The sequence below is a fragment of the Pseudomonas sp. TWI923 genome (assembly GCF_039673365.1).
Lineage (GTDB): Bacteria > Pseudomonadota > Gammaproteobacteria > Pseudomonadales > Pseudomonadaceae > Aquipseudomonas > Aquipseudomonas sichuanensis.
Genome location: NZ_JBDJLM010000040.1, coordinates 25929 through 49625 on the forward strand (window position 1 = coordinate 25929; position 23697 = coordinate 49625).

22 protein-coding genes and 2 tRNA genes are annotated in these 23697 nt (G+C 61.3%); 4 read left to right on the forward strand and 20 right to left on the reverse strand.

What is annotated here, in order from left to right:
• Positions 1 to 5: 5 nt before the first annotated feature.
• From nusA to rlmE, 10 genes are all read right to left on the reverse strand, one after another.
• Positions 6 to 1487, reverse strand: a complete 1482-nt coding sequence (nusA, locus tag ABE459_RS16075; RefSeq protein ID WP_125462540.1) for a transcription termination factor NusA — start codon at positions 1485 to 1487, stop codon at positions 6 to 8.
• Positions 1488 to 1547: 60 nt separating this feature from the next.
• Positions 1548 to 2006: a ribosome maturation factor RimP gene (gene rimP, locus ABE459_RS16080; RefSeq protein WP_016391791.1), complete on the reverse strand. Its 459-nt coding sequence runs from the start codon at positions 2004 to 2006 to the stop codon at positions 1548 to 1550.
• Positions 2007 to 2135: 129 nt separating this feature from the next.
• Positions 2136 to 2212: transfer RNA gene (locus ABE459_RS16085), tRNA-Met, on the reverse strand.
• Positions 2213 to 2311: 99 nt separating this feature from the next.
• Positions 2312 to 2397: transfer RNA gene (locus ABE459_RS16090), tRNA-Leu, on the reverse strand.
• 20 nt (positions 2398 to 2417) lie between these two features.
• The gene (gene secG / locus ABE459_RS16095; RefSeq protein WP_011532138.1) at positions 2418 to 2810 is read right to left on the reverse strand and encodes a preprotein translocase subunit SecG; all 393 of its coding nucleotides are present in this window, start codon (positions 2808 to 2810) and stop codon (positions 2418 to 2420) included.
• 3 nt (positions 2811 to 2813) lie between these two features.
• Positions 2814 to 3569, reverse strand: a complete 756-nt coding sequence (gene tpiA / locus ABE459_RS16100) for a triose-phosphate isomerase (RefSeq protein ID WP_346648066.1) — start codon at positions 3567 to 3569, stop codon at positions 2814 to 2816.
• Between the two features lie 65 nt (positions 3570 to 3634).
• On the reverse strand, positions 3635 to 4975 hold the full coding sequence (glmM, locus tag ABE459_RS16105; protein WP_125462538.1) for a phosphoglucosamine mutase: 1341 nt from the start codon (positions 4973 to 4975) through the stop codon (positions 3635 to 3637).
• A gap of 16 nt (positions 4976 to 4991) precedes the next feature.
• Positions 4992 to 5843 carry a dihydropteroate synthase gene (folP, locus tag ABE459_RS16110; protein WP_125857395.1) on the reverse strand — a complete coding sequence of 284 codons (852 nt, stop codon included), beginning with the start codon at positions 5841 to 5843 and terminating at the stop codon, positions 4992 to 4994.
• Positions 5844 to 5851: 8 nt separating this feature from the next.
• On the reverse strand, positions 5852 to 7759 hold the full coding sequence (ftsH, locus tag ABE459_RS16115) for an ATP-dependent zinc metalloprotease FtsH (protein WP_110995204.1): 1908 nt from the start codon (positions 7757 to 7759) through the stop codon (positions 5852 to 5854).
• A gap of 203 nt (positions 7760 to 7962) precedes the next feature.
• The gene (gene rlmE / locus ABE459_RS16120; protein ID WP_125462536.1) at positions 7963 to 8589 is read right to left on the reverse strand and encodes a 23S rRNA (uridine(2552)-2'-O)-methyltransferase RlmE; all 627 of its coding nucleotides are present in this window, start codon (positions 8587 to 8589) and stop codon (positions 7963 to 7965) included.
• Between the two features lie 102 nt (positions 8590 to 8691).
• Here rlmE and ABE459_RS16125 point away from each other — a divergent pair, with 102 nt between their 5' ends.
• Positions 8692 to 9000: a YhbY family RNA-binding protein gene (locus ABE459_RS16125; protein ID WP_027595032.1), complete on the forward strand. Its 309-nt coding sequence runs from the start codon at positions 8692 to 8694 to the stop codon at positions 8998 to 9000.
• Positions 9001 to 9012: 12 nt separating this feature from the next.
• On the opposite strand, the gene ABE459_RS16130 is transcribed toward ABE459_RS16125, so the two are convergent.
• The 8 genes from ABE459_RS16130 to grpE all read right to left on the reverse strand — a co-directional run bounded on the left by ABE459_RS16130 (position 9013) and on the right by grpE (position 19449).
• Positions 9013 to 9462: an MFS transporter gene (locus ABE459_RS16130; protein WP_110995202.1), complete on the reverse strand. Its 450-nt coding sequence runs from the start codon at positions 9460 to 9462 to the stop codon at positions 9013 to 9015.
• On the reverse strand, positions 9440 to 9922 hold the full coding sequence (greA, locus tag ABE459_RS16135; protein WP_189654514.1) for a transcription elongation factor GreA: 483 nt from the start codon (positions 9920 to 9922) through the stop codon (positions 9440 to 9442). Before greA ends, ABE459_RS16130 begins: the two co-directional genes overlap by 23 nt.
• Complete coding sequence (carB, locus tag ABE459_RS16140; protein WP_125462535.1) at positions 9919 to 13140, reverse strand: carbamoyl-phosphate synthase large subunit; 3222 nt, start codon at positions 13138 to 13140, stop codon at positions 9919 to 9921. Before carB ends, greA begins: the two co-directional genes overlap by 4 nt.
• Positions 13141 to 13246: 106 nt before the next feature.
• The gene (carA, locus tag ABE459_RS16145; RefSeq protein WP_125462534.1) at positions 13247 to 14383 is read right to left on the reverse strand and encodes a glutamine-hydrolyzing carbamoyl-phosphate synthase small subunit; all 1137 of its coding nucleotides are present in this window, start codon (positions 14381 to 14383) and stop codon (positions 13247 to 13249) included.
• 327 nt (positions 14384 to 14710) lie between these two features.
• Entirely contained in the window at positions 14711 to 15517 is an 807-nt protein-coding gene (dapB, locus tag ABE459_RS16150; RefSeq protein WP_125462533.1) for a 4-hydroxy-tetrahydrodipicolinate reductase, read from the reverse strand.
• 13 nt (positions 15518 to 15530) lie between these two features.
• Entirely contained in the window at positions 15531 to 16655 is a 1125-nt protein-coding gene (gene dnaJ, locus ABE459_RS16155) for a molecular chaperone DnaJ (RefSeq protein ID WP_125462532.1), read from the reverse strand.
• 212 nt (positions 16656 to 16867) lie between these two features.
• Complete coding sequence (gene dnaK / locus ABE459_RS16160; protein ID WP_323830362.1) at positions 16868 to 18793, reverse strand: molecular chaperone DnaK; 1926 nt, start codon at positions 18791 to 18793, stop codon at positions 16868 to 16870.
• 101 nt (positions 18794 to 18894) lie between these two features.
• The gene (gene grpE / locus ABE459_RS16165) at positions 18895 to 19449 is read right to left on the reverse strand and encodes a nucleotide exchange factor GrpE (RefSeq protein ID WP_323830361.1); all 555 of its coding nucleotides are present in this window, start codon (positions 19447 to 19449) and stop codon (positions 18895 to 18897) included.
• Positions 19450 to 19631: 182 nt separating this feature from the next.
• Between grpE and recN the strand changes: the two genes are divergently transcribed.
• Positions 19632 to 21305: a DNA repair protein RecN gene (recN, locus tag ABE459_RS16170; RefSeq protein WP_125857386.1), complete on the forward strand. Its 1674-nt coding sequence runs from the start codon at positions 19632 to 19634 to the stop codon at positions 21303 to 21305.
• A gap of 91 nt (positions 21306 to 21396) precedes the next feature.
• Here recN and fur read toward each other — a convergent pair whose 3' ends face one another.
• Positions 21397 to 21801 (reverse strand): ferric iron uptake transcriptional regulator, encoded by a 405-nt coding sequence (gene fur, locus ABE459_RS16175; protein WP_028691268.1) that lies wholly within the window; start codon positions 21799 to 21801, stop codon positions 21397 to 21399.
• 97 nt (positions 21802 to 21898) lie between these two features.
• Here fur and bamE point away from each other — a divergent pair, with 97 nt between their 5' ends.
• Positions 21899 to 22420: an outer membrane protein assembly factor BamE gene (gene bamE / locus ABE459_RS16180; protein WP_110995194.1), complete on the forward strand. Its 522-nt coding sequence runs from the start codon at positions 21899 to 21901 to the stop codon at positions 22418 to 22420.
• Positions 22421 to 22505: 85 nt separating this feature from the next.
• Here the strand turns inward: bamE and ABE459_RS16185 are convergent, their stop codons facing one another.
• Complete coding sequence (locus ABE459_RS16185) at positions 22506 to 22940, reverse strand: type II toxin-antitoxin system RatA family toxin (protein ID WP_110995193.1); 435 nt, start codon at positions 22938 to 22940, stop codon at positions 22506 to 22508.
• A 161-nt stretch (positions 22941 to 23101) separates the two neighbouring features.
• Between ABE459_RS16185 and smpB the strand changes: the two genes are divergently transcribed.
• Complete coding sequence (gene smpB / locus ABE459_RS16190) at positions 23102 to 23584, forward strand: SsrA-binding protein SmpB (RefSeq protein WP_011532120.1); 483 nt, start codon at positions 23102 to 23104, stop codon at positions 23582 to 23584.
• Positions 23585 to 23697 lie beyond the last annotated feature (113 nt).

The following is a 23697-nucleotide window of genomic DNA, read 5'->3' on the forward strand; positions in this document are numbered from 1 at the left end:
CCTAATTACTCGAACCAGTGGGCTCGGGCGGCCATGATCAACTTGCCGGCACGCTCTTCGTCGATGCCGTCGATGTCGAGCAGATCGTCGATCGACTGCTCGGCCAGGTCTTCGCGGTTAACCACGCCGCGCACCGCCAGTTCGGCCGCCAGGTCCTTGTCCATGCCCTCGAGGGAGAGCAGGTCTTCGGCCGGATGGGCGTCTGCCAGTTTTTCTTCGGTAGCGATGGCCTTGGTCAACAAACGGTCCTTGGCTCGAGCGCGGAGCTCATTGACGATTTCTTCGTCAAAGCCATCGATGTTGAGCATTTCTTCCAACGGTACGTAGGCAATTTCTTCAAGGTTGGTGAAGCCTTCGTCGACCAGCACTTGTGCCAGTTCTTCGTCGACTTCCAGTTCCTCAACAAAATTACGCAGGATGTCGCCGGTTTCAGCCTGTTGCTTGGCCTGGATGTCCGACTCGGTCATCACGTTCAGGGTCCAGCCGGTCAGCTGACTGGCCAGACGAACGTTCTGACCGCCACGACCAATGGCCTGAGCCAGGTTGTCGGCACCAACGGCGATATCCATCGCATGGGCGTCTTCGTCAACGATGATCGCGGCAACCTCTGCCGGCGACATGGCGTTGATGACGAACTGCGCCGGGTTCTCGTCCCAGAGGACGATATCCACACGCTCGCCACCCAGCTCGCCGGATACGGCTTGGACGCGCGAACCACGCATGCCGATACAGGCACCTTGTGGGTCGATGCGCTTGTCCTTGGAGCGGACGGCGATCTTGGCACGCGATCCCGGATCACGGGAGGCGGCCATGACTTCGATGAGGCCTTCGGCGATTTCCGGCACTTCGATGCGGAACAGCTCGATCAGCATCTGCGGCGCGGTGCGCGACAGGATCAACTGCGGACCACGGTTCTCGGTGCGGATTTCCTTGAGCAGTGCACGCAGGCGCACACCGACCCGGAAGGTCTCACGGGGGATGATGTCTTCACGGGCCAGCAGCGCTTCGGCGTTGTTGCCCAGGTCGACGATGACGTTGTCGCGGGTGACCTTCTTCACGGTACCGGAGATGATCTCGCCAACGCGCTCGCGGTAGGCGTCGACCACCTGGGCGCGCTCAGCTTCGCGAACCTTCTGCACGATGACTTGCTTGGCGGTTTGCGCAGCAATGCGACCGAACTCGATCGATTCGATCTTCTCTTCGATCACGTCGCCAACTTTGGCTTCAGGATGACTTTCCTGAATTTTTGCTGGCCAGACCTCGATTGCCGGATCATCCAGATCCGCTTCCTCGACGACCGTCCAACGACGGAACGTTTCGTAGCTACCGGTGTGGCGGTTGATTTCCACACGCAGGTCGACTTCGTCCTCAAAACGCTTTTTGGTTGCAGTGGCCAGAGCCACTTCCAGCGCCTCGAAAATGACGCCGGGCGGTACACCCTTTTCGTTGGATACCGATTCAACAACCAGCAGTACTTCTTTGCTCATCGTACGCCTCGCCTTGCGCAAGCCATTGGGCCCGTAAATTTCCGCCGGGCCCGGCACGTCTCAGTCAAAACTGGGAATAATATTGGCCTTGTCGATCGAGTCGATCGGCAGCAGGAACTCATGGTTATCCACCTGGACCACCACATCCTGCTCCTCCACACCGCGGAGAAGGCCCTGGAAGTTACGACGACCTTCGAAGGGCGTACGCAGCTTGATCTTCACTTGCTCGCCGGCATGCGAGGCAAACTGTTCCAGAGTGAACAGCGGGCGATCCATGCCTGGAGAGGAAACCTCGAGGGTGTATTCACTGCTGATCGGGTCTTCCACATCCAGGATGGCGCTGGCCTGACGGCTGACCGCTTCGCAGTCTTCCACCAGAATGCCGCCTTCCTTGTCGATGTAGATACGCAGTACCGAATGCTTACCTTGGGAGACGTATTCGATCCCCCAGCACTGATAGCCCAGCCCCTCGACCACTGGGGCCAACAAGGCCTGCAACTGTTCTAGCTTGCTCGACACCTGAACCCCCTCGTGCATGCTGTGCAAATAAAAAATGGGCGAAGCGCCCATCCCTGAAAGCGCCGTAGGACAACGACGCCGAAAACTGTTGGCTAGCAAAAAGCCCCTGAAAAGGGGCTCCGCTGAAGCTGGTTGCGGGGGCTGGATTTGAACCAACGACCTTCGGGTTATGAGCCCGACGAGCTACCAAGCTGCTCCACCCCGCGACAAAGCTGGGGCGAAAGTATAAGACCGAACCCCCTTGAGGGTCAATCCAACCTCCACCTACAAGAAAGCCCGCTTAAAGCGGGCTCTCTTGCTTCAATTGGTACCGAGAAGGGGACTCGAACCCCTACACCCTATGGGCACAACCACCTCAAGGTTGCGTGTCTACCAATTCCACCACCTCGGCAATACTACATTTGAAACCCGTTACTGCTGCTCTTTCGCCGGAGGAGGTACATCACCAGAGTTGGTGGTTTCGCTCTTCTGCTGCTGGAGCACCGGTACATCATCGTTGACTGCCGGCTTTTGCTCTTTGACTTCCAGCACTGCTGGATCTGGCAGACCAGCTTGAGTCAGCTGGTGAGCCTGCTGCTTGGCGAAGTATCCTAACCCAAGTGCAGTCAAAAAGAAAGTGGCGGCAAGTATAGCAGTAACTTTACTCAAAAAGGTAGCGGAACCTTGGCTTCCGAACACAGTATTTGAAGCACCTGCGCCGAAAGATGCACCTGCTTCCGCACCTTTACCCTGTTGCAGCAGCACCATTACTACCAGTGCCAATGCCGCCAACAGATGAAAAACAACTACGACTGTTTCCAGCATTGTTCAGTTTCCTGCGGCGCGACAAATTGCACCGAATTCGTCTGCATTCAGGGACGCTCCACCAATGAGCCCCCCATCGATATCCGGCATGCCGAACAGTTCGGCCGCATTGGCCGCCTTCACGCTGCCGCCGTAGAGAAGCTGCACGTTAGCTGCAACTTCGGCGTCCTTCGCCGCCAACTGCTTGCGGATGGCTGCATGCACATCCTGGGCTTGCTGTGGCGAGGCCGTCAAACCAGTACCGATGGCCCATACAGGCTCATAGGCAATTACTGCGCTGGCAAAAGCGGCAATACCGAACGCGTCGATAACACTGCTTAGTTGACGCCCTACAACTTCAAGCGTCTTGCCTGCCTCGCGCTCTTCGAGAGTTTCCCCTATACAGAGCACTGGCGTCAAACCACTTTTCTGAGCAGCTGCAAACTTTTGATTCAGCACTTCGTTAGTTTCACCAATAATTTGGCGACGCTCGGAATGCCCGACCAGAACATATTTGCAACCAACTTCAGCCAACTGACTCGGTGCAACTTCTCCGGTCAGCGCGCCTTGTTCAGGCTGTACAGCAGAATTCTGTGCGCCAACGGTGATTCCCTTTCCTTCCAGGCCCTTGATCACTTGATCAATGAACAGGGATGGCGGAAACACCGCGACTTCCACACCGCTTGGCAGGGGCAGATTGCCCAAGCCCTGAGTCAGCTCAGCGACGCTGGCGCGGGTACCGTGCATCTTCCAGTTACCAGCTACCATGGGGCGACGCATGCTTTACCTCGTCGGTCAAAGTGGGCGCAGATCTTACCCAACCCGATCTGCGCTGGCAAGCCTCTTCAGGCACAAACTTCAGCGACCAGCTTGGCCAAGGCTTCGGCATGGCCACGCACCTGGTTTTCGTCGTCGCCTTCGACCATCACGCGCACCAGTGGCTCGGTGCCGGACTTGCGCAACAGCACGCGCCCGCGGCCCGCCATGTCTTCGGTAGCCTTGTCGCTTGCGGCTTTCACCAGAGGGTTTTTCAACGGGTCGCTCTTGCCTGCCTCGAAGCGCACATTGATCAACACCTGAGGGCACTTGCGCACGCCCTGGCGCGCCTGGGCAAGGGTTTCGCCGCGACGCTTGAGGGCCATCAGCACCTGCAGCGCGGCGATGATCGCATCACCGGTGGTGGTGTGGTTGCAGCACACGACATGCCCGGAGTTTTCACCCCCCAGCAGCCACTCGCGTTCAATCAGTTCGGCCATGACATAGCGGTCGCCGACTTTCGCTCGCACGAACGGAATGTCCAGTTCCTTGAACGCCAGCTCCAGGCCAAGGTTGCTCATCAAGGTACCCACCACGCCACCCTGCAGCTTGCCGCGCTCGTGCAGGTCGCGGCCGATGATGTACAACAGCTCATCACCGTCGACGATGGCACCGGTGTGATCGACCATCAGCACCCGGTCACCATCGCCGTCAAAGGCGATACCCAGGTCGGCATGCCCAACCAGTACCGCAGCCTGCAACGACTCGATGTGCGTCGAACCGCAGCCTTCGTTGATGTTCAGGCCATCCGGTGCGGCATGCAGCACCGTCACATCGGCGCCCAGCTCACGGAACACGCTGGGGGCAACTTTGTAGGTGGCGCCGTGGGCGCAGTCCACCACGACCTTGAGGCCTTCGAAACTGGTGCTGGTAGGCACGCTGCTCTTGCAGAACTCGATGTAGCGGCCGGCCGCATCGTTGATGCGCGAAACCTTGCCCAGCTTGCCCGAATCGACGACGGTCATCGGCTGGTCGAGCAACTCCTCGATCATCAACTCGACTTCGTCCGGCAGCTTGGTGCCATTGCCCGAGAAGAACTTGATGCCATTGTCGTCGTGCGGGTTGTGCGACGCACTGATGACGATACCGGCTTCGGCGTGGAAGGTGCGGGTAAGGTAGGCGATCGCCGGGGTCGGCATCGGCCCGAGCAGCATCACATCGGCACCGGCGGCAGAAAGGCCAGCCTCGAGCGCCGACTCGAACATGTAGCCGGAGATACGGGTGTCCTTGCCGACCAGCACACGGCAGTGACCCTGCTTGCGGAAGGCCATGCCCGCGGCCCAGCCGAGTTTCAGCATGAAGTCCGGGGTGATGGGGAACTGGCCAACGCGACCACGGATACCATCGGTACCAAAGTATTTTCTGCTCATAGGGACTCCAGTTTTCTTATTCGGCGCTCTGCACGGCGGCGATCATGCGCACTACATCGACCGTTTCGGCGACATCATGAACGCGCAGGATGCTCGCGCCCTTGGTCATGGCCAGTGCCGCCAGCGCCAGGCTGCCGTAGAGCCGCTCACCTACCGGGCGATCCAGCGTGAGGCCAATCATGCTCTTGCGCGAGACGCCCACCAACAGTGGCCGCCCGAGGCGGTAAAGCGCTTCCATGTGTTTGAACAGGCTCAGGTTGTGCTCGAGGGTCTTGGCAAACCCAAACCCGGGATCGAGGACGATACGATCGGCGTCGATGCCGACCGCCGCACAGGCCGCCATGCGCTGCTCAAGGTAGCGCGTGACGTCGGCGGTCACATCCTCGTAATGCGGATTGTCCTGCATGTTGCCCGGCTCGCCGCGCATGTGCATCAGGCACACCGGCAACCCTGTAGCGGCAGCGGCATCAAGCGCACCGTCGCGCTCCAGGGCGCGCACGTCGTTGATCAGGCCGGCACCAACGCGGGCCGACTCGCGCATGACTGCGGGCGTCGAGGTATCCACGGAGATGATCACATCAAGGCGGCTGCTGATCGCTTCAACGATGGGCGCCACGCGCTCCAGTTCCTCGAGGGGCGAAACAGCCCGGGCACCGGGTCGCGTGGACTCGCCGCCGACATCGACCAGGGTCGCGCCTGCGGCCACCATCGCCTCGGCGTGACGCAGCGCCGCGTCGCGCTGGCTGAAGCGCCCGCCGTCGGAGAAGGAATCGGGGGTGATATTGAGGATACCCATGACATGGGTACGGGACAAATCAAGAACCCGGTTGCCGCAAGGCAACCGGGTCGGGTACTGCTGTGAACTCATGGCTACCCTTAGTGTTGAGCCGCTGGGCCGCCGATCGGCGACTCCGGACGATCACCCTGGGAGGCCTGGTTGCCGGAAGTGCCGGCATCATTGTCCCAGTCACGCGGTTCACGCGGAGTGCGGCCCGCCATGATGTCGTCGATCTGGTCGGCATCGATGGTTTCGTACTTCATCAATGCTTCGGCCATGGCGTCGAGCTTGTCACGGTTGTCGGTGAGGATCTGCTTGGCCGTGGCGTAGCACTGATCGATGATCGCACGCACTTCCGAGTCGATCATCTTGGCGGTCTCGCCCGACACGCTGGCGTGCTGGCTGCCGGCGCTGCGGCCGAGGAACACTTCGCCCTCTTCTTCCGCGTACATCAGCGGCCCGAGCTTCTCGGACAGGCCCCACTTGGTGACCATGTTCCGGGCAATCTGGCTGGCACGCATGATGTCGTTGGAGGCACCGGTGGTGACGCCATCGAAGCCCAGGGTCATTTCTTCGGCGATACGGCCACCGTACAGCGAGCAGATCTGGCTGATCAGGGCGCGCTTGGACAGGCTGTAGCGGTCCTCTTCCGGCAGGAACATGGTCACACCCAGCGCGCGACCACGCGGGATGATCGACACTTTGTAGACAGGATCATGCTCAGGTACCACGCGACCAACGATGGCGTGACCGGCTTCGTGATAAGCGGTGTTCTGCTTCTCTTTCTCGGACATGACCATGGTCTTGCGCTCGGCGCCCATCATGATCTTGTCCTTGGCCAGCTCGAACTCCTTCATCTCGACCACGCGCTTGCTGGCGCGGGCGGCGAACAGCGACGCCTCGTTGACCAGGTTGGCCAGGTCGGCACCGGAGAAACCAGGGGTGCCGCGAGCAATGACCGCCGGGTTGACGTTCTCGCCAATCGGCACCTTGCGCATGTGGACCTTGAGGATCTGCTCACGCCCACGGATGTCCGGCAGGCCGACCACCACCTGGCGGTCGAAGCGGCCCGGGCGCAGCAGCGCCGGGTCGAGTACGTCCGGACGGTTGGTGGCGGCGATGACGATGATGCCATCGTTCATCTCGAAGCCATCCATCTCGACCAGCAGCTGGTTGAGGGTCTGCTCACGCTCGTCGTGACCGCCGCCCATGCCGGCGCCACGGTGGCGACCGACGGCATCGATTTCGTCGATGAAGATGATGCAGGGGGCGTGCTTCTTCGCCTGCTCGAACATGTCGCGCACACGGCTGGCACCGACACCGACGAACATTTCAACGAAGTCGGAACCCGAGATAGTGAAGAACGGCACTTTGGCTTCACCGGCGATGGCCTTGGCCAGCAGGGTCTTACCGGTACCAGGTGGGCCCACCATCAGCACGCCACGCGGGATACGGCCACCCAAGCGCTGGAACTTGCCCGGATCGCGCAGGAACTCGACCAGCTCGCCGACCTCTTCCTTGGCCTCGTCGCAACCCGCGACGTCAGCCAGCGTGGTCTTGACCTGGTCTTCGGAGAGCAGGCGCGCCTTGCTCTTGCCAAAGCTCATCGGGCCGCCTTTACCGCCGGCACCGCCCTGCATCTGGCGCATGAAGAACATGAACACGGCGATGATCACCAGGATCGGGAAGCTCGCCACCAGCAACTGAGTCCAGATGCTCTGCTGCTCGGGCTGCTTGCCCTCGACGGTCACGTGGTTGTCAACCAGGTCGCCGATCAGGCCGTTGTCGGTGATGGCCGGACGCACGGTCTTGAAGTTGTCGCCGTCGGTGCGCTTGCCGGTAATGATGTAGCCGTCGACGGTCACGCGCTCGACCTTGCCATCCTTGACCTGCTGGATGAAGTCGGAATAGTTGAGGGTCTGCGGCTCGTTAGGGCTGGAGAAGTTGTTCATCACCGTCACCAGGACGGCGGCGATGATCAACCACAGGATCAGATTCTTTGCCATGTCGTTCAATTCGCTACCCTCTGAGGCCGGCGCACGACGCAGCCGTGCCTCGCATGATATTCATCGCCCTAACTTACTACATTACCTACGCAACCGCAGGCACCGTCTGTAACCCTTTGTGAAAGCTAGACTACACGAAGTTCGGACAATCCAGACGGGGCGGCTGATTGGAATTAACTATCGACCACCCCGCAGTACGCCTTTCATGCCCCTTTGAAACCCTTGCCCAACAGGTACTGTTCACGGGAGCGATCCCGCGAGGACGATGGCTTGCGCATCTGCACCTTGTCGAACTTGCTGCGCACGTCCTTCAGGTACATGTCGAAACCTTCGCCCTGGAAAATCTTGATCAGGAAATCCCCGCCCGGCTTGAGCACGCGGGTTGCCAGATCCAGAGCCAGCTCACAGAGGAACATGGCGCGCGGCATGTCCACCGCGGGCGTACCACTCATATTGGGGGCCATATCGGAAATCACAAGGTCTACGTGCGAATCGCCGACCGCTGCCAGGATCTGCTGCAACACTTCGTCCTGGGTGAAGTCCCCCTGGATGAAGGTCACGTCCGGGATCGAGTCCATTTCCAGGATGTCCGAGGCGATCAACCGCCCTTGGCCACCAATCAGACGACTGGTCACCTGCGACCAGCCACCTGGCGCTGCGCCGAGGTCGATCACGCTCATGCCGGGACGGATCAGGCGGTCTTTCTCCTGGATCTCCAGCAGTTTGTAGCTCGCACGCGAGCGGTAGCCATCCTTCTGCGCCTGTTTCACAAAAGGGTCGTTGAAATGCTCGCGCAGCCAGTTTGCGCTGCTTTTGGAACGTTGTACCACGGGGCACCTCGATGATATGCGTCGTGTTTGACTGGGCGGAGCCAGGGGCCCTCGGGTAAAATGCCCGTCAATTTTACAGAATCAGACGAAAAGGGTCAGATTATGCCGCTCAATAACGAGCAGAAGAAGCAATACAAGTCCATTGGTCATGACCTGAAGCCGGTCCTGATCGTTGCTGGCAACGGTGTGAACGAAGGCGTCGCCGCCGAACTGGAGCGCGCCCTGGCCGATCACGAGCTGATCAAGGTCGAAATCCGTTCGGAAGACCGTGAAGAGCGCGCCGCCGCGATCGCCGAACTGTGCAAGGTCGGCCGCGCCGAGCTGGTGCAGACCATCGGCAAGAAAGCGCTGATCTACCGCAAGAACCCACAGCCGAACAAGCAGCTGTCCAACATCCACCGCTTCAAGTAAGGGTGGAGCCGATCAGTGGCGCGCCTTGCGCGCCCTGACCGGAACTGGCTGGGCCACCAGCACGATGCCGGAAAAACCCAGCACCAAGAAGCAGAACATCTGCCAGCGTTCACCCACGGAAATACCGTAGCGCAGCGTGTAGTAGCTGACACAGGCAGCAAAGCCAAGCAGCAACATCTGCCCACGGAACTGCCGCCACCAGGCCGCCAGGCCGTCCACCCTCGCCAATACCGCCAGCTGGGTCAACAGCCCGAGCATCGCCACGCCGATCAACCAGCGGTCGATCTGCCCGGCCACATCATGCACCAGCAGCGGCGCAAGGCCACTGACCTTGAGCGCCGGCACCAGCCCCACATGGAACACCCACAGGCCACCGACCCAGAATACCTGGGCCAGTTGCCAGAGGATCCCCTCGAGGGATGGCGCCCGCAGGCGCCGGTCAGATGTGCTTGACTTCGACAATCTCGTACTCGACCGTGCCACTTGGCGTCTTGACGACGACGATGTCACCTTCTTCCTTGCCGATGATGGCACGGGCAATTGGCGCACCCGCCGAGAGCTTGCCCTTCTTGATGTCGGCTTCGTCCTCGCCGACGATCTGGTAGGTCACCTGATCGCCGGTCTCGGTGTTTTCCAGGTCCACGGTGGTCCCGAAAATCACCTTGCCGGTGTGAGCGATAGTGGTCACGTCGATCACCACCGAGTTCTGCAGGCGGCCTTCGATATCACGGATACGCGCCTCGACCATGCCTTGCTCTTCGCGGGCGGCATGGTATTCGGCGTTTTCCTTGAGGTCACCCAGCTCACGGGCCTCACCGATCGCTTGGCTCAGGCGCGGGCGCTCGGTCTTGCTCAGGAACAGGTGCTCCTCTTCCAGGGCGCGAGCGCCCTGGACGGTCATCGGGTACTTGGTAATGCTCATGCTTTAAGTCCTGCATGCAGATCCTGCAAGCGACGAACGGTCTTTTCAGGGCCGAATTTCAGCGCTTCGCAGATGGCTTCACCGGCCGCAATGGTAGTGGTGCAGTAAATCTTGTGCTGCAGCGCATTGCGACGAATCGAGTACGAGTCGGCGATCGACTGGCGGCCTTCGGTGGTGTTGATGATCAGCGACACTTCGTCGTTCTTGATCATGTCGACCACGTGCGGACGACCTTCGGTCACCTTGTTAACGCGACGCACCTTCAGGCCAGCAGCCTCGATGATCTTGGCGGTGCCAGCAGTGGCGACCACTTCGAAGCCCAGGGCGATCAGGTCGCGGGCAACGCCAGCCACTTGTGGCTTGTCGTCGTCACGCACGCTGATGAACGCGGTACCGCCGGTCGGCAGCACTTCGCTGGCGCCCATCTGGGCCTTGGCGAAGGCTTCACCGAAGCTGTCACCGACGCCCATCACTTCACCGGTCGATTTCATCTCAGGGCCGAGGATCGGGTCAACCCCTGGGAACTTGGCGAACGGGAATACCGCTTCCTTGACGCTGTAGAAGTTCGGGATGATTTCCTGGGTGAAGCCCAGCTCTTTCAGGGTTTTGCCGGCCATGACACGGGCGGCGATCATCGCCAGCGAGGTGCCGATGCACTTGGAAACGAACGGCACGGTACGCGAAGCGCGCGGGTTGACTTCGATCACGTAGATCTTGTCGCCCTGCAGGGCCAGCTGCACGTTCATCAGGCCAACCACGCCCAGTTCCAGGGCCATCTTCTTGACCTGGTCGCGAACCTGGTCCTGCACGTCCTGGCTCAGCGAGTAAGGCGGCAGCGAGCACGCCGAGTCACCCGAGTGAACGCCGGCCTGCTCGATGTGCTGCATGATCGCGCCGATGACCACGTCGGTGCCGTCGCACACCGCATCCACGTCCATCTCGATGGCGCAGTTGAGGAAGTGGTCGAGCAGTACCGGGCTGTCGTTGGACACCTGCACCGCTTCACGCAGGTAGCGTTTCAGCTCGTCCAGCTCGTAGACGATTTCCATGGCACGGCCGCCCAGTACGTAGGACGGACGCACCACCAGCGGGTAACCGATCTTGCCAGCGGCAACGATGGCTTCGTCTTCGCTGCGCACGGTGGCGTTTGGCGGCTGCAGCAGGCTCAGGCGCTGAACCATCTGCTGGAAGCGCTCGCGGTCTTCGGCGCGGTCGATGGCGTCAGGGCTGGTGCCGATGATCGGCACGCCAGCTTCTTCCAGGGCGCGAGCCAGTTTCAGCGGGGTCTGGCCGCCGTAGTGGACGATGACGCCCTTCGGCTTCTCGACGCGGCAGACTTCCAGCACGTCTTCCAGGGTCAGCGGCTCGAAGTACAGGCGGTCGGAGGTGTCGTAGTCGGTGGAGACGGTTTCCGGGTTGCAGTTGACCATGATGGTCTCGTAACCGTCTTCACGCAGGGCCAGTGCCGCGTGCACGCAGCAGTAGTCGAACTCGATGCCCTGGCCGATACGGTTAGGGCCACCACCGAGGATCATGATCTTGTCACGGGTCGACGGGTTGGCCTCGCACTCTTCCTCATAGGTCGAGTACAGGTAGGCGGTGTCGGTGGCGAACTCGGCGGCGCAGGTGTCGACGCGCTTGTACACCGGGAACACTTCCAGCTTGTGACGATGACGGCGCAGGTTCTTGTCGGTGATACCCAGCAGCTTGGCCAGACGCTGGTCGGAGAAGCCCTTGCGCTTGAGGCGCAGCATGTAGTCCTTGTCGATCGCCGACAGGGCCAGGGTTTTGACCTTCTCTTCTTCCTTGATCAGATCTTCCATCTGCACCAGGAACCACATGTCGATGCCGGTCAGCGCGAAGATTTCTTCGCAGCTCATGCCCGAACGCATGGCGTCGGCCACGTACCAGATACGCTCGGCGCCCGGCACGGTCAGCTCGCGCTTGAGGATGCTGGCAGCCTCAGGGCTGGCCAGGTCGACTTTCGGGTCGAGGCCGCAGGCGCCTACTTCCAGGCCGCGCAGGGCTTTCTGCAGGGATTCCTGGAAGGTACGGCCGATGGCCATGACTTCACCCACGGATTTCATCTGGGTGGTCAGACGGGCGTCGGCTTTCGGGAATTTCTCGAAGGCGAAGCGTGGCAGCTTGGTGACGACGTAGTCGATCGACGGTTCGAACGACGCCGGGGTACGGCCGCCGGTGATGTCGTTCTGCAGCTCGTCGAGGGTGTAACCAATGGCCAGCTTGGCGGCGATCTTGGCGATCGGGAAGCCGGTGGCCTTGGAAGCCAGGGCAGACGAACGCGATACGCGCGGGTTCATCTCGATCACGACCATGCGGCCAGTGTTCGGGCAGATACCGAACTGCACGTTGGAACCGCCGGTTTCAACACCGATCTCACGCAGCACCGCCAGCGAGGCGTTGCGCATGATCTGGTATTCCTTGTCGGTCAGGGTCTGCGCTGGAGCAACGGTGATCGAGTCACCGGTGTGCACGCCCATCGGGTCGAAGTTTTCGATCGAGCAGACGATGATGCAGTTGTCCTTTTTGTCGCGGACCACTTCCATCTCGTACTCTTTCCAGCCGATCAGCGATTCGTCGATCAGCAGCTCTTTGGTCGGCGACAGGTCCAGACCGCGGGTGCAGATTTCTTCGAACTCTTCACGGTTGTAGGCGATACCGCCGCCGGTGCCACCCATGGTGAAGGACGGGCGAATGATGCACGGGAAGCCAAGCTTCTCGAGCACCGCGTTGGCCTCTTCCATGCTGTGGGCGATACCGGAGCGCGGGCACTCCAGGCCGATGTCTTTCATGGCCTTGTCGAAGCGCGAACGGTCTTCGGCCTTGTCGATGGTGTCGGCGTTGGCACCGATCATCTCCACGCCGAACTTCTCCAGAACGCCGTGGCGCTCCAGGTCCAGGGCGCAGTTCAGTGCAGTCTGGCCACCCATGGTCGGCAGGACGGCGTCAGGGCGCTCTTTCTCGATGATCTTGGCCACCGACTGCCATTTGATCGGCTCGATGTAGGTAGCGTCGGCCATGGCCGGGTCGGTCATGATGGTGGCCGGGTTGGAGTTCACCAGGATGACGCGGAAACCTTCCTCGCGCAGGGCCTTACAGGCCTGGGCGCCGGAATAGTCGAATTCGCAGGCCTGGCCGATCACGATCGGGCCAGCGCCGAGAATCAGGATGCTTTTGATGTCTGTACGTTTTGGCATGGTTGTCACTCAAATCCGCGGGTCAGTCGGCAAGCCGTCTTGAACAATCTGGGTCAGGCGCTTCCGGGCGCGGCACATGCCGCCCCGGGGCCTTGCAGCAGGATGCTCAGCGGCGCTTGGCCATGGCATCGATGAAACGATCGAACAGTGGCGCGACGTCGGTCGGGCCTGGGCTCGCTTCAGGGTGGCCCTGGAAGCTGAACGCGCTCTTGTCGGTGCGCTCGATACCCTGCAGGGTGCCGTCGAACAGCGACTTGTGGATGGCGCGTACGTTAGCCGGCAGAGTGGTTTCGTCAACGGCGAAACCGTGGTTCTGGCTGGTGATCATGACCACGCCGGTGTCCAGGTCCTGGACCGGGTGGTTGGCACCGTGGTGACCGTGGCCCATCTTCATGGTCTTGGCGCCGGAGGCCAGGGCCAGCAGCTGGTGGCCGAGGCAGATGCCGAACACCGGGATCTCGGTGTCGAGGATCTCTTTGATCGCCTGGATGGCGTAGTCGCATGGCTCGGGATCGCCAGGGCCGTTGGACAGGAACACGCCATCGGGGTTGAGCGCGAGCACTTCGCTGGCCGGGGTTTGCGCCGGCACCACGGTCACGCGGCAGCCGCGGGCAACCAGCATGCGCAGGATGTTCAACTTGACGCCGTAGTCGAAGGCGACCACGTGGTACGGCAGGTCGGCGGCTTCGAGGGTCGGGTGGCTGTCGGTTTTCAGCTCCCACACGCTGGAGCGCCACTCGTAGCGCTCTTTGGTGGAAACAACCTTGGCCAGGTCCATGCCCTTCAGGCCCGGGAAGGCGCGGGCAGCGGCGATGGCCTGCTCTTCGGTGATGTTGTCACCGGCGAGGATGCAGCCGTTCTGAGCGCCTTTTTCACGCAGGATACGGGTCAGGCGACGGGTGTCGATGCCAGCGATGGCGACGACATTGTTGGCCTTGAGGTAGTCAGGCAGCGACTGGGTGTTACGCCAGTTGCTGGCCAGCAGCGGCAGGTCACGGATGACCAGGCCGGCGGACCAGACGCGGTTCGACTCGGCGTCTTCCGGCGTGGTGCCGGTGTTGCCGATGTGCGGGTAGGTCAGGGTAACGATTTGCTGGGCATAGGAAGGGTCTGTAAGGATTTCCTGGTAGCCGGTCATAGCAGTGTTGAACACCACCTCACCAACGGTCTGACCGTCGGCACCGATGGCTTCACCGCGAAAAATACTGCCGTCGGCAAGGGCGAGTATGGCTGGCTTTGTCAAGAAGACCTCCCGTAGATCAAGCATGAAAGGGCGATCGCAGGTTGCAAAAAAGCGGAGTGACGTATGGACACGTCACCCCGCTTTCATGTGCTGAATTCAATTCGCTGCGCGCTTTTAGTGGACACACTAAAGCTGTAGCTTACAGAAAAGTGCGTTTTGGGTCTACCGCAGATGTGCCTCTAAAACACATGAATGCGACAGACTGACTTCGGCGACGACCTCTTCGCGGGTAAACCCGCTCCCACAGGGACCGCGCGCACCTTCAGCCCTGCGCCATCTCTGTGGGAGCGGGTTTACCCGCGAAGAAACCAACGCCGCGCTAACGGCTCAACGCAGCTCGAGCACATCCTGCATGTCGTACAGCCCAGGCTCACGCCCATCCAGCCACAGCGCGGCACGTACCGCACCCTTGGCGAAGGTCATGCGGCTCGACGCCTTGTGGGTGATCTCCAGGCGCTCACCCTCGGCGGCGAACAGCACGGTGTGATCACCGACCACATCGCCAGCACGCACCGTGGCAAAACCGATGGTCTTGCGGTCACGGGCGCCGGTCTGGCCTTCACGGCCATAGACCGCGACTTCCTGCAGGTCGCGCCCCAGTGCATTGGCGACCACTTCACCCATGCGCAGCGCGGTACCCGAAGGTGCATCGACCTTGTGCCGGTGGTGCGCCTCGATGATCTCGATATCCACATCATCACCCAGCACCCGGGCTGCCATGTCCAGCAGCTTGAGGCTCAGGTTGACGCCCACGCTGAAGTTGGCGGCGAAGACGATCGGGATCTCCCTGCCCGCCTCGGCCAGTTGCTCTTTCTCTTCCGGCGTGAAACCGGTGGTACCGATGACCATGGCCTTGCCCGCCTTGCGGCAGAACGCCAGGTTCTTCAGGGTCACCGAAGGGTGGGTGAAGTCGATCAGCACATCGAACTCGTCGACCACCTTGGCCAGGTCGTCGCAGATCGTCACGCCGATCCGGCCCAGGGCCGCCAGCTCACCGGCATCGGCCCCGACCAGCGAGCTGTCGGGACGATCGATCGCCGCCGTCAGGCCTGCCTGTGGCGCCTGTTGCTGCACCGCCTCGACGAGGGTCTTGCCCATCCGCCCTGCCGCGCCCATCACTGCAATACGTCGCATAGCCTGTTCCTTCTCAGAGATCGCCGAAGAAGCGCTTCACGCCTTCGAACCAGCCACTGGCCTTGGGCGAGTGGGAGCTGTCGCCCTCGAGGGAGTCACGCAGCTCTTCGAGCAGCTCGCGTTGGCGACGGCTGAGGTTGACCGGGGTTTCCACCGCCACACGGCACAGCAGGTCACCCGCCGCACCGCCACGCACCGGCGCCACACCCTTGCCGCGCAGGCGGAACTGCTTGCCGGTCTGGGTGCCTTCCGGGATCTTCAACTTCACGCGACCATCCAGGGTCGGCACTTCCAGCTCGCCGCCCAGGGCTGCGTCGGTGTAGCTGATCGGCACTTCGCAGTACAGGTGCTTGCCGTCGCGCTGGAAGATGCCGTGCTCACGCACGCTGACCACCACGTACAGGTCGCCGGTCGGGCCGCCATGAGCACCCGCCTCGCCTTCGCCGGACAGGCGAATGCGGTCGCCGGTATCGACGCCAGCCGGCACCTTGACCGACAAGGTCTTGTATTCCTCGACACGGCCTTCGCCATGGCAGGAATTGCAAGGGTCGGTGATGATCTTGCCCTGGCCATGGCAGCGCGGGCAGGTCTGCTGCACCGAGAAGAAGCCCTGCTGCATGCGCACCTGGCCGATACCGCCACAGGTCGGGCAGGTCGACGGGGTCGAGCCCTTCTTGGCGCCCGAGCCGTCACACGGCGCGCAGTTGACCAGGGTAGGCACGCGAATGCTGACCGTGGTGCCACGCACCGCTTCTTCAAGATTCAGCTCAAGGGTGTAGCGCAGGTCGCTGCCGCGCTGAGCGCCGCCACGCGAGCCACCACGGCCGCCACCAAAGAAGTCACTGAAGACATCGCCGAAGATGTCGGAGAAGTTGGCGCCGCCGAAGCCCGCACCACCGCCACCCATGCTCGGGTCGACGCCGGCGTGGCCGTACTGGTCGTACGCCGCGCGCTTGCTGGCATCAGACAACACTTCGTAGGCCTCGTTGGCCTCCTTGAAGCTGTCTTCCGACGCCTTATCACCGGGGTTGCGGTCCGGGTGGTACTTCATCGCCAGGCGGCGATAGGCCTTCTTGAGATCACCTTCGCTGGCGCCTCGCTCGACACCCAGGACCTCATAAAAATCACGCTTTGCCATAGGTCATTTGCACTCTTGTGGGCGTTCGGCACACGGTGCGCAATCATTGCGTCGTGCCGTCAGCACCTGCCGCCATACGCGAATGCGCCCAGACAGATGCTGTAAATAATTCTCGTGTTCCAGACACGCCAACGCGGGAGCAAGCCCCCGCGCGGCGACATCCTACCAGCTCACCGGCAAACGCCGTTGAGCTGGCCGACAACGTGCAGGCATTACTGCTTGTTGTTGTCTTTCACTTCTTCGAACTCGGCGTCAACCACGTCATCGTGCTTGGCTTCCGGCTCGGCTTGCTGCTGGGCGCCGCCCTGCGGCTGCTCGGCCTGCTCTGCGTACATCTTCTGAGCAACCGGCGCGGAGACCTTGGACAGCTCCTCGACCTTGGCGTCGATGGCAGCCTTGTCGTCGCCTTTGACGGCGGCTTCCAGGGCAACCACGGCAGCCTCGATGGCAGTCTTCTCTTCGGCAGTGACCTTGTCACCGGCCTCATTGACCATCTTGCGGGTCGAGTGAACCAGCGCGTCACCCTGGTTACGGGCTGCGGCCAGCTCTTCGAACTTACGGTCTTCCTCGGCATTGGCCTCGGCGTCACGCACCATTTTCTCGATCTCTTCGTCGGACAGACCGGAGTTGGCCTTGATCACGATCGACTGAGCCTTGCCGGTGGCCTTGTCTTTGGCGCCGACGTGCAGGATGCCGTTGGCGTCGATGTCGAAGGTCACTTCAATTTGTGGCACGCCGCGTGGTGCTGGCGGAATGTCAGCCAGGTCGAACTTGCCCAGCGACTTGTTCTGCGAAGCTTGCTTGCGCTCGCCCTGCAGTACGTGGATGGTCACGGCGCCCTGGTTGTCGTCGGCGGTCGAGAACACCTGCGACTTCTTGGTCGGGATGGTGGTGTTCTTCTCGATCAGCGCGGTCATCACGCCACCCATGGTTTCGATACCCAGGGTCAGCGGGCTGACGTCCAGCAGCAGTACGTCTTTGACGTCACCGGCCAGTACGGCGCCCTGGATGGCAGCACCCATGGCCACGGCTTCGTCCGGGTTGACGTCCTTGCGCGCTTCTTTACCGAAGAAGTCGGCAACGGCTTTCTGCACCATCGGCATACGGGTCTGGCCACCGACCAGAATCACGTCGTCGATCTTGCTGGCGTCGATGCCGGCGTCTTTCAGAGCGATGCGGCATGGCTCGATGGTACGGCTGACCAGGTCTTCGACCAGCGACTCCAGCTTGGCGCGGGAGATCTTCACGTTCAGGTGCTTAGGACCGGTGGCATCTGCAGTGATGTACGGCAGGTTGACGTCGGTCGACTGAGCCGAGGACAGCTCGATCTTGGCCTTTTCAGCGGCTTCTTTCAGGCGCTGCAGGGCCAGCGGATCGTTCTTCAGGTCCATGCCGGACTCTTTCTTGAACTCGTCGACGAGGTAGTCGATCAGGCGCATGTCGAAGTCTTCGCCACCCAGGAAGGTGTCGCCGTTGGTGGCCAGTACTTCGAACTGGTGCTCACCGTCGACTTCGGCGATTTCAATGACCGATACGTCGAAGGTACCACCACCGAGGTCATAGACGATGACGGTATGGTCGCCCTTGCCCTTGTCCATGCCGTAGGCCAGCGCGGCGGCGGTCGGCTCGTTGATGATACGTTTTACGTCCAGACCAGCGATGCGGCCGGCATCTTTGGTCGCCTGACGCTGGCTGTCGTTGAAGTAGGCCGGAACGGTGATGACCGCTTCGGTGACTGGCTCGCCGAGGTAGTCTTCGGCGGTCTTCTTCATCTTTTTCAGGACTTCGGCGCTGATCTGCGGCGGAGCCATCTGCTTGCCGGAAGCCTCTACCCAGGCGTCACCATTGTTGGCCTTGACGATCTTGTAAGGCACCAGCTTGATGTCTTTCTGCACGACCTCTTCTTCGAAACGGCGGCCGATCAGGCGCTTCACCGCGAACAGGGTGTTGTGCGGGTTGGTGACTGCCTGGCGCTTGGCCGACTGACCAACCAGGATCTCGCCGTCGTTGGCGTAGGCGATGATCGAAGGCGTGGTACGCGCGCCTTCGGCGTTCTCGATGACTTTGGCGGTGCCGTTTTCCAGCACGGAGACGCAGGAGTTGGTGGTCCCCAGGTCGATACCGATGATTTTGCCCATGTTAACTCTCCCGAAACTTGAATTTGGTCGCAGCGACTACACAAGACGACTGCGGAAATACTTGAGTGCTTGACACCTAGATGGGGATGCCCAGCAGGATTTCAAGCCTTCTCGTTGATAGATGGCTGAGCTACCGCCGGCGCCTTGCTGACCACCACCATGGCGGGGCGCAGCAGACGGCCGTTGAGCAGGTAACCCTTCTGGAACACGTTCAGCACGCTGTTCGGCTCGACGTCGGCGCTTTCCTGCATGGCCATCGCCTGATGGTGCTCGGCGTTGAACGGCTGGCCGTGCGGGTCGATGGCTTCGAGGTTGTAGCGCTTGAGGGTGTCCTGGAACATCTTCAGGGTCAGCTCGATGCCTTCGCGCATTGGCTTGATGCTTTCGTCGTCGGGATTGGACAGCTCCAGACCACGCTCCAGGCTGTCGATGATCGGCAGCAGGTCGCCGGCGAACTTCTCCAGGGCGAACTTGTGAGCCTTCTCGACATCCTGTTCAGCGCGGCGACGGACGTTCTGCAAGTCGGCAGCGACGCGCAGGGATTGATCCTTGGCGGCGGCCAGCTGCTCCTCGAGCTCCAGAACGCGGGCGTCGGCAGTAGCTGCAACGGCCTCTTCGGGGTTCAGGTTCTTTTCATCCAGCTGTTCGTCAGCCATTGGGTATCTCCTCCACAATTTCTGTTGTGCGAGCCAGGCTCGCCTTGTCTTGCCGGCTATATGGGGTCGGAAAAACCAGGTTCAAGGGCTGCGAGGGAAATCCACATTCATCAGCCGGGCATTGTCAGACCTGCAAAAAGCACTGTATAAATATCCAGACAACATCTTCGGGAGCCGCCCACATGCTGGTGCACCTGTCCATTCACAACTACGCCATCGTCGAACACCTCGACCTCGAACTCGCCCGCGGCATGTCCGTCATCACTGGCGAAACCGGGGCCGGCAAATCGATCATGCTCGACGCCCTCGGCCTGGCGCTGGGCGATCGTGCCGATAGTGGCGTGGTACGCCCAGGCGCAGACAAGGCGGACATCCTCGCCACCTTCGATCTGGTGGACATCCCCGAGGCCCATGGCTGGCTCGCCGAACGCGACCTCGAGAGCGACGGGCCCTGCATCCTGCGCCGAGTGATCACCGCCGAAGGCCGCAGCCGCGGCTACATCAATGGCACGCCCTGCCCGCTCGGTGACCTCAAGGCCCTGGGCGAGCTGCTGATCGACATCCACAGCCAGCACGAACATCAGTCCCTGCTCAAAACCGACACCCACCGCCGCCTGGTGGACGAGTATGCCGGCGCCATCGACCTCGCTCGCCAGGTACAGCTTGCAGCCAAGCGCTGGAACCAGACCCGCCAGGAGCTCGAGCGCCTGAGCAACTCCGGCGACGAGCAGCGCGCACGCCACCAGCTGCTGAGCTACCAGCTCGAAGAACTGGACAACCTCGGGCTCGGCGAAAACGAGCTGGAGCTGCTGGAGCAGGAACACAAGAACCTGACCAACGCCGAGGCGCTGTTCGGCATCTGCCGCCAGGTTATCGACCAGTGCAGCGAAAGCGACTCGGGCAACGTACTCAGCGCCCTGACCGTCAGCCTCAACCGCCTCACGGCAGTCAGCAATGCTCCCAGAGCCCTGGGCGAGGCGGTCAACCTGATCGCCAGCGCGCAAATCCAGGTGGAAGAAGCCGTCGGTGAACTGAACCGCTTCCTCGACAACTTCGATGCCGACCCGCTGCGCCTGCAGGCACTCGAAGAGCGCCTCGACACTATCTATACCCTCGCCCGCAAGCACCGCGTGCACCCCACCGAGCTGCCGCAGCTGCAGCAGCGTCTGATGGAAGAGATCGAAGGCCTGAACGCCAGCGATGAATCGATCGAGCGCCTCGGCGAAGAGCTGGCAGCCTTTGCCCAACACTATAAAGAGCGGGCCCGCGAACTGAGCGCCCTGCGTGAACAGGCCGCCAAACAGCTTGCCACCGCTGTGGAGCAGGAAATCCAACGCTTGGGCATGCCGGGCGGGCGCTTCAGCATCGCGCTTACCCCCTTCGACAATGGTGACCTCTCACCCCACGGGCTGGAGCAGATCGAACTGCTGGTCAGCGCCAACCCGGGGCAGCCGCTCAAGGCCTTGGCCAAAGTAGCCTCGGGCGGTGAGCTGTCGCGTATCAGCCTGGCAATCCAGGTGATCACCGCACAGACCTCGCGCATCCCCACGCTGGTGTTCGACGAAGTGGACGTCGGTATCGGCGGCCCCACCGCCGAGATCGTCGGCCAGTTGCTGCGCCGCCTGGGTGAGCGCGGCCAGGTACTGACCGTGACCCACCTGCCGCAGGTAGCGGCGCAGGGGCACCACCACCTGTTCGTGCACAAGGTGCGCAACAGCGACACCACCCACACCGCCGTGGCCAGCCTGGCCAAGCGCGAGCGCGTCGAAGAAGTGGCGCGAATGCTCGGCGGCATCGACCTGACCAAAGAATCGCTGGCTCATGCCCGCAAGATGGTAGTGACCAGCAAAACTTGAGGTCGCCCGCTCCTACTCCCCCTCAACCACTTCTTAGAAAGCACAAAGGCGACCCGAAGGTCGCCTTTGTCGTCAGTAACGAGCTTAATCGTTACTTCTTTTTACGCACATAGAGGACCAGATTGTGGTCCACCAGCTCGAAGCCGTGCTCGGCAACGATCTCTTTCTGGCGCTTCTCAATTTCGGCATCGAAGAATTCAATGACTTCACCGCTGTCCACGTTGACCATGTGGTCGTGGTGCTTGCCATCCGCCAACTCGAACACCGCATGGCCGCCATCGAAGTTGTGACGCTCCACCAGGCCAGCCGCTTCGAACTGAGTCAGCACGCGGTACACGGTCGCCAGGCCGACATCTTCGCCAGCTTCCATCAGTGCCTTGTAGACATCCTCCGCACTCATGTGACGCTGCTCGGCGGAGTCGAGCATCTGAAGAATCTTGACTCGAGGCAGGGTTACCTTGAGGCCCGCTTTGCGCAATTCGCTATTTTCAACCATGGTCAGCTTTCTCGCCGATGCTGCTTCGCAGCTTCTCTTAATACGGGTATGATCGGGGTTTACGTTGTCCAGCCAAGATAGTGGAAGTCGCCCACCGATGCAAAACACCAAGCTCTTGCTAACCAGCCTCACCCTAGTGGGACTGCTCGCACTCGCCGGTTGCTCGTTTCCCGGGGTTTACAAAATCGACATCCAGCAGGGCAATGTCGTCACGCAGGACATGATAGACCAATTACGCCCGGGAATGACCCGCCGGCAAGTAAGGTTTATCATGGGCAATCCGCTGATCCAGGACCCCTTCCACACCAATCGGTGGGACTATCTGTACAGCCTGCAGCCTGGTGGCGGTCAGCGTCAGCAAGAGCGCATGAGCATTTTCTTCAACGAGAGCGACCAACTGGTCAGCCTGGCCGGCGACTTCATGCCTGGCGTCAGCCGCGACCAGGAAATCCTTGGCGGCAGCGGCGATACCACGGTCAGCCCGGCGCACCAGCCAAGCCAGCAACCGGAAAAACCGGCCAAGCCAGGCTCGCTGGAAGAGACACTGCAAAAAGAGATCGACACCATCGAGACCACCCCGGTCCCGACGCCAGCACCGCTGGACACCTCGCCGCAATAACCGCAGGCGACAACGAAAAAGCCCGGACATTGTCCGGGCTTTTTATTGGGCGACTGCCTGGCAGGCTTCAGTGACAGCCAACGCCTCAGGCATTCAACTGCTTGGCACGCTCGCAGAACGCATCGACCATGGTATTGGCAGCCTGATTGAACAGCGGCCCCAAGGTTGCGCGCACCAACGCACCGGCATAGTCGAACGACAGATCGAGGCTGATCTTGCAGGCCTTCTCGCCCAGGGGCTTGAACACCCACAAGCCATGCAGCTGGGAGAACGGCCCCTCTTCAAGGTTCATTTCGATCGACTGCCCCGGCACCAGCACATTGCGCGTGACGAAGTGCTGGCTGATGCCACCCTTGGCCACCTCCAGCCTGGCGCGCATGTGCGTGTCGCTGCTCTCGATCACCGTCGAGGCCGAGCACCAAGGCAAAAACGCCGGGTAGCTGGCCACATCGTTGACCAGGTCGTAGAGCGCCTGGGCAGGGTAAGGCAGCAGGGCGGAGCGTTGAATATGGGTAGTCATCCAGGCGTCACTTCCAAACGGGACGGCAGCGCTACATAGCGCCTCGAATACGATTCTGTTGATCAGAGCAAGGGCAGTATTGTCCGGGATTCACACAACAGGCTCAAGCGCACCTAAACCCCATAGCCGAGGACGCGGCGACTCCCTATAATGCCGCCCCTATGGCTAAGCAAAAGAAACATCCGACCGGGACCATCGCGCAAAACAAAAAGGCGCGACACGATTACTTCATCGAACACAAGTTCGAGGCCGGGCTGGTCCTGTCCGGTTGGGAAGTAAAGAGCCTGCGGGCCGGCAAGGCGCACCTGACCGACAGCTACGTGCTGCTCAAGGATGGCGAAGCCTGGCTGTTCGGCAGCCACATCACCCCGCTGACCACCGCCAGCACCCACGTCATCGCCGACCCGATCCGCACGCGCAAGCTGCTGCTGAACAAGCGCGAGCTTGAGCGCCTCGAAGCGGCCGTGGCGCAGAAGGGCTATACCTGCGTGGCGATGTCGCTGTACTGGAGCAAGCACCTGATCAAGTGCGAGATCGCACTCGGCAAGGGCAAGAAGGAATTCGACAAGCGCGACACCGTGCGCGAACGCGATTCCAACCGCGAGCTGCAGCGCACCATGCGCAACAAGGGCAAGGAAGAGTAATCCGCCTTTCGACCGCGGTGCCTGCTTCGCGGGGGATACCCCCTCCCACCCGCAGGGGGGGGGATAAGAATAGGGGCCCAACAAGTTGGGGGGGGGGGTGACCCCGCTGCCCA

Excerpts from the sequence above, each read along its gene's own strand:
- dnaJ (WP_125462532.1), bottom strand. The coding sequence starts at position 16,655 with ATGGCAAAGCGTGATTTTTATGAGGTCCTGGGTGTCGAGCGAGGCGCC.
- folP (WP_125857395.1), bottom strand. The coding sequence starts at position 5,843 with ATGAGTTCACAGCAGTACCCGACCCGGTTGCCTTGCGGCAACCGGGTT.
- grpE (WP_323830361.1), bottom strand. The coding sequence starts at position 19,449 with ATGGCTGACGAACAGCTGGATGAAAAGAACCTGAACCCCGAAGAGGCC.
- fur (WP_028691268.1), bottom strand. The coding sequence starts at position 21,801 with ATGGTTGAAAATAGCGAATTGCGCAAAGCGGGCCTCAAGGTAACCCTG.
- tpiA (WP_346648066.1), bottom strand. The coding sequence starts at position 3,569 with ATGCGTCGCCCCATGGTAGCTGGTAACTGGAAGATGCACGGTACCCGC.
- greA (WP_189654514.1), bottom strand. The coding sequence starts at position 9,922 with ATGAGCATTACCAAGTACCCGATGACCGTCCAGGGCGCTCGCGCCCTG.
- ABE459_RS16185 (WP_110995193.1), bottom strand. The coding sequence starts at position 22,940 with ATGACTACCCATATTCAACGCTCCGCCCTGCTGCCTTACCCTGCCCAG.
- ABE459_RS16125 (WP_027595032.1), top strand. The coding sequence starts at position 8,692 with ATGCCGCTCAATAACGAGCAGAAGAAGCAATACAAGTCCATTGGTCAT.
- nusA (WP_125462540.1), bottom strand. The coding sequence starts at position 1,487 with ATGAGCAAAGAAGTACTGCTGGTTGTTGAATCGGTATCCAACGAAAAG.
- secG (WP_011532138.1), bottom strand. The coding sequence starts at position 2,810 with ATGCTGGAAACAGTCGTAGTTGTTTTTCATCTGTTGGCGGCATTGGCA.
- smpB (WP_011532120.1), top strand. The coding sequence starts at position 23,102 with ATGGCTAAGCAAAAGAAACATCCGACCGGGACCATCGCGCAAAACAAA.
- glmM (WP_125462538.1), bottom strand. The coding sequence starts at position 4,975 with ATGAGCAGAAAATACTTTGGTACCGATGGTATCCGTGGTCGCGTTGGC.
- carB (WP_125462535.1), bottom strand. The coding sequence starts at position 13,140 with ATGCCAAAACGTACAGACATCAAAAGCATCCTGATTCTCGGCGCTGGC.
- dapB (WP_125462533.1), bottom strand. The coding sequence starts at position 15,517 with ATGCGACGTATTGCAGTGATGGGCGCGGCAGGGCGGATGGGCAAGACC.
- dnaK (WP_323830362.1), bottom strand. The coding sequence starts at position 18,793 with ATGGGCAAAATCATCGGTATCGACCTGGGGACCACCAACTCCTGCGTC.
- recN (WP_125857386.1), top strand. The coding sequence starts at position 19,632 with ATGCTGGTGCACCTGTCCATTCACAACTACGCCATCGTCGAACACCTC.
- bamE (WP_110995194.1), top strand. The coding sequence starts at position 21,899 with ATGCAAAACACCAAGCTCTTGCTAACCAGCCTCACCCTAGTGGGACTG.
- ftsH (WP_110995204.1), bottom strand. The coding sequence starts at position 7,759 with ATGGCAAAGAATCTGATCCTGTGGTTGATCATCGCCGCCGTCCTGGTG.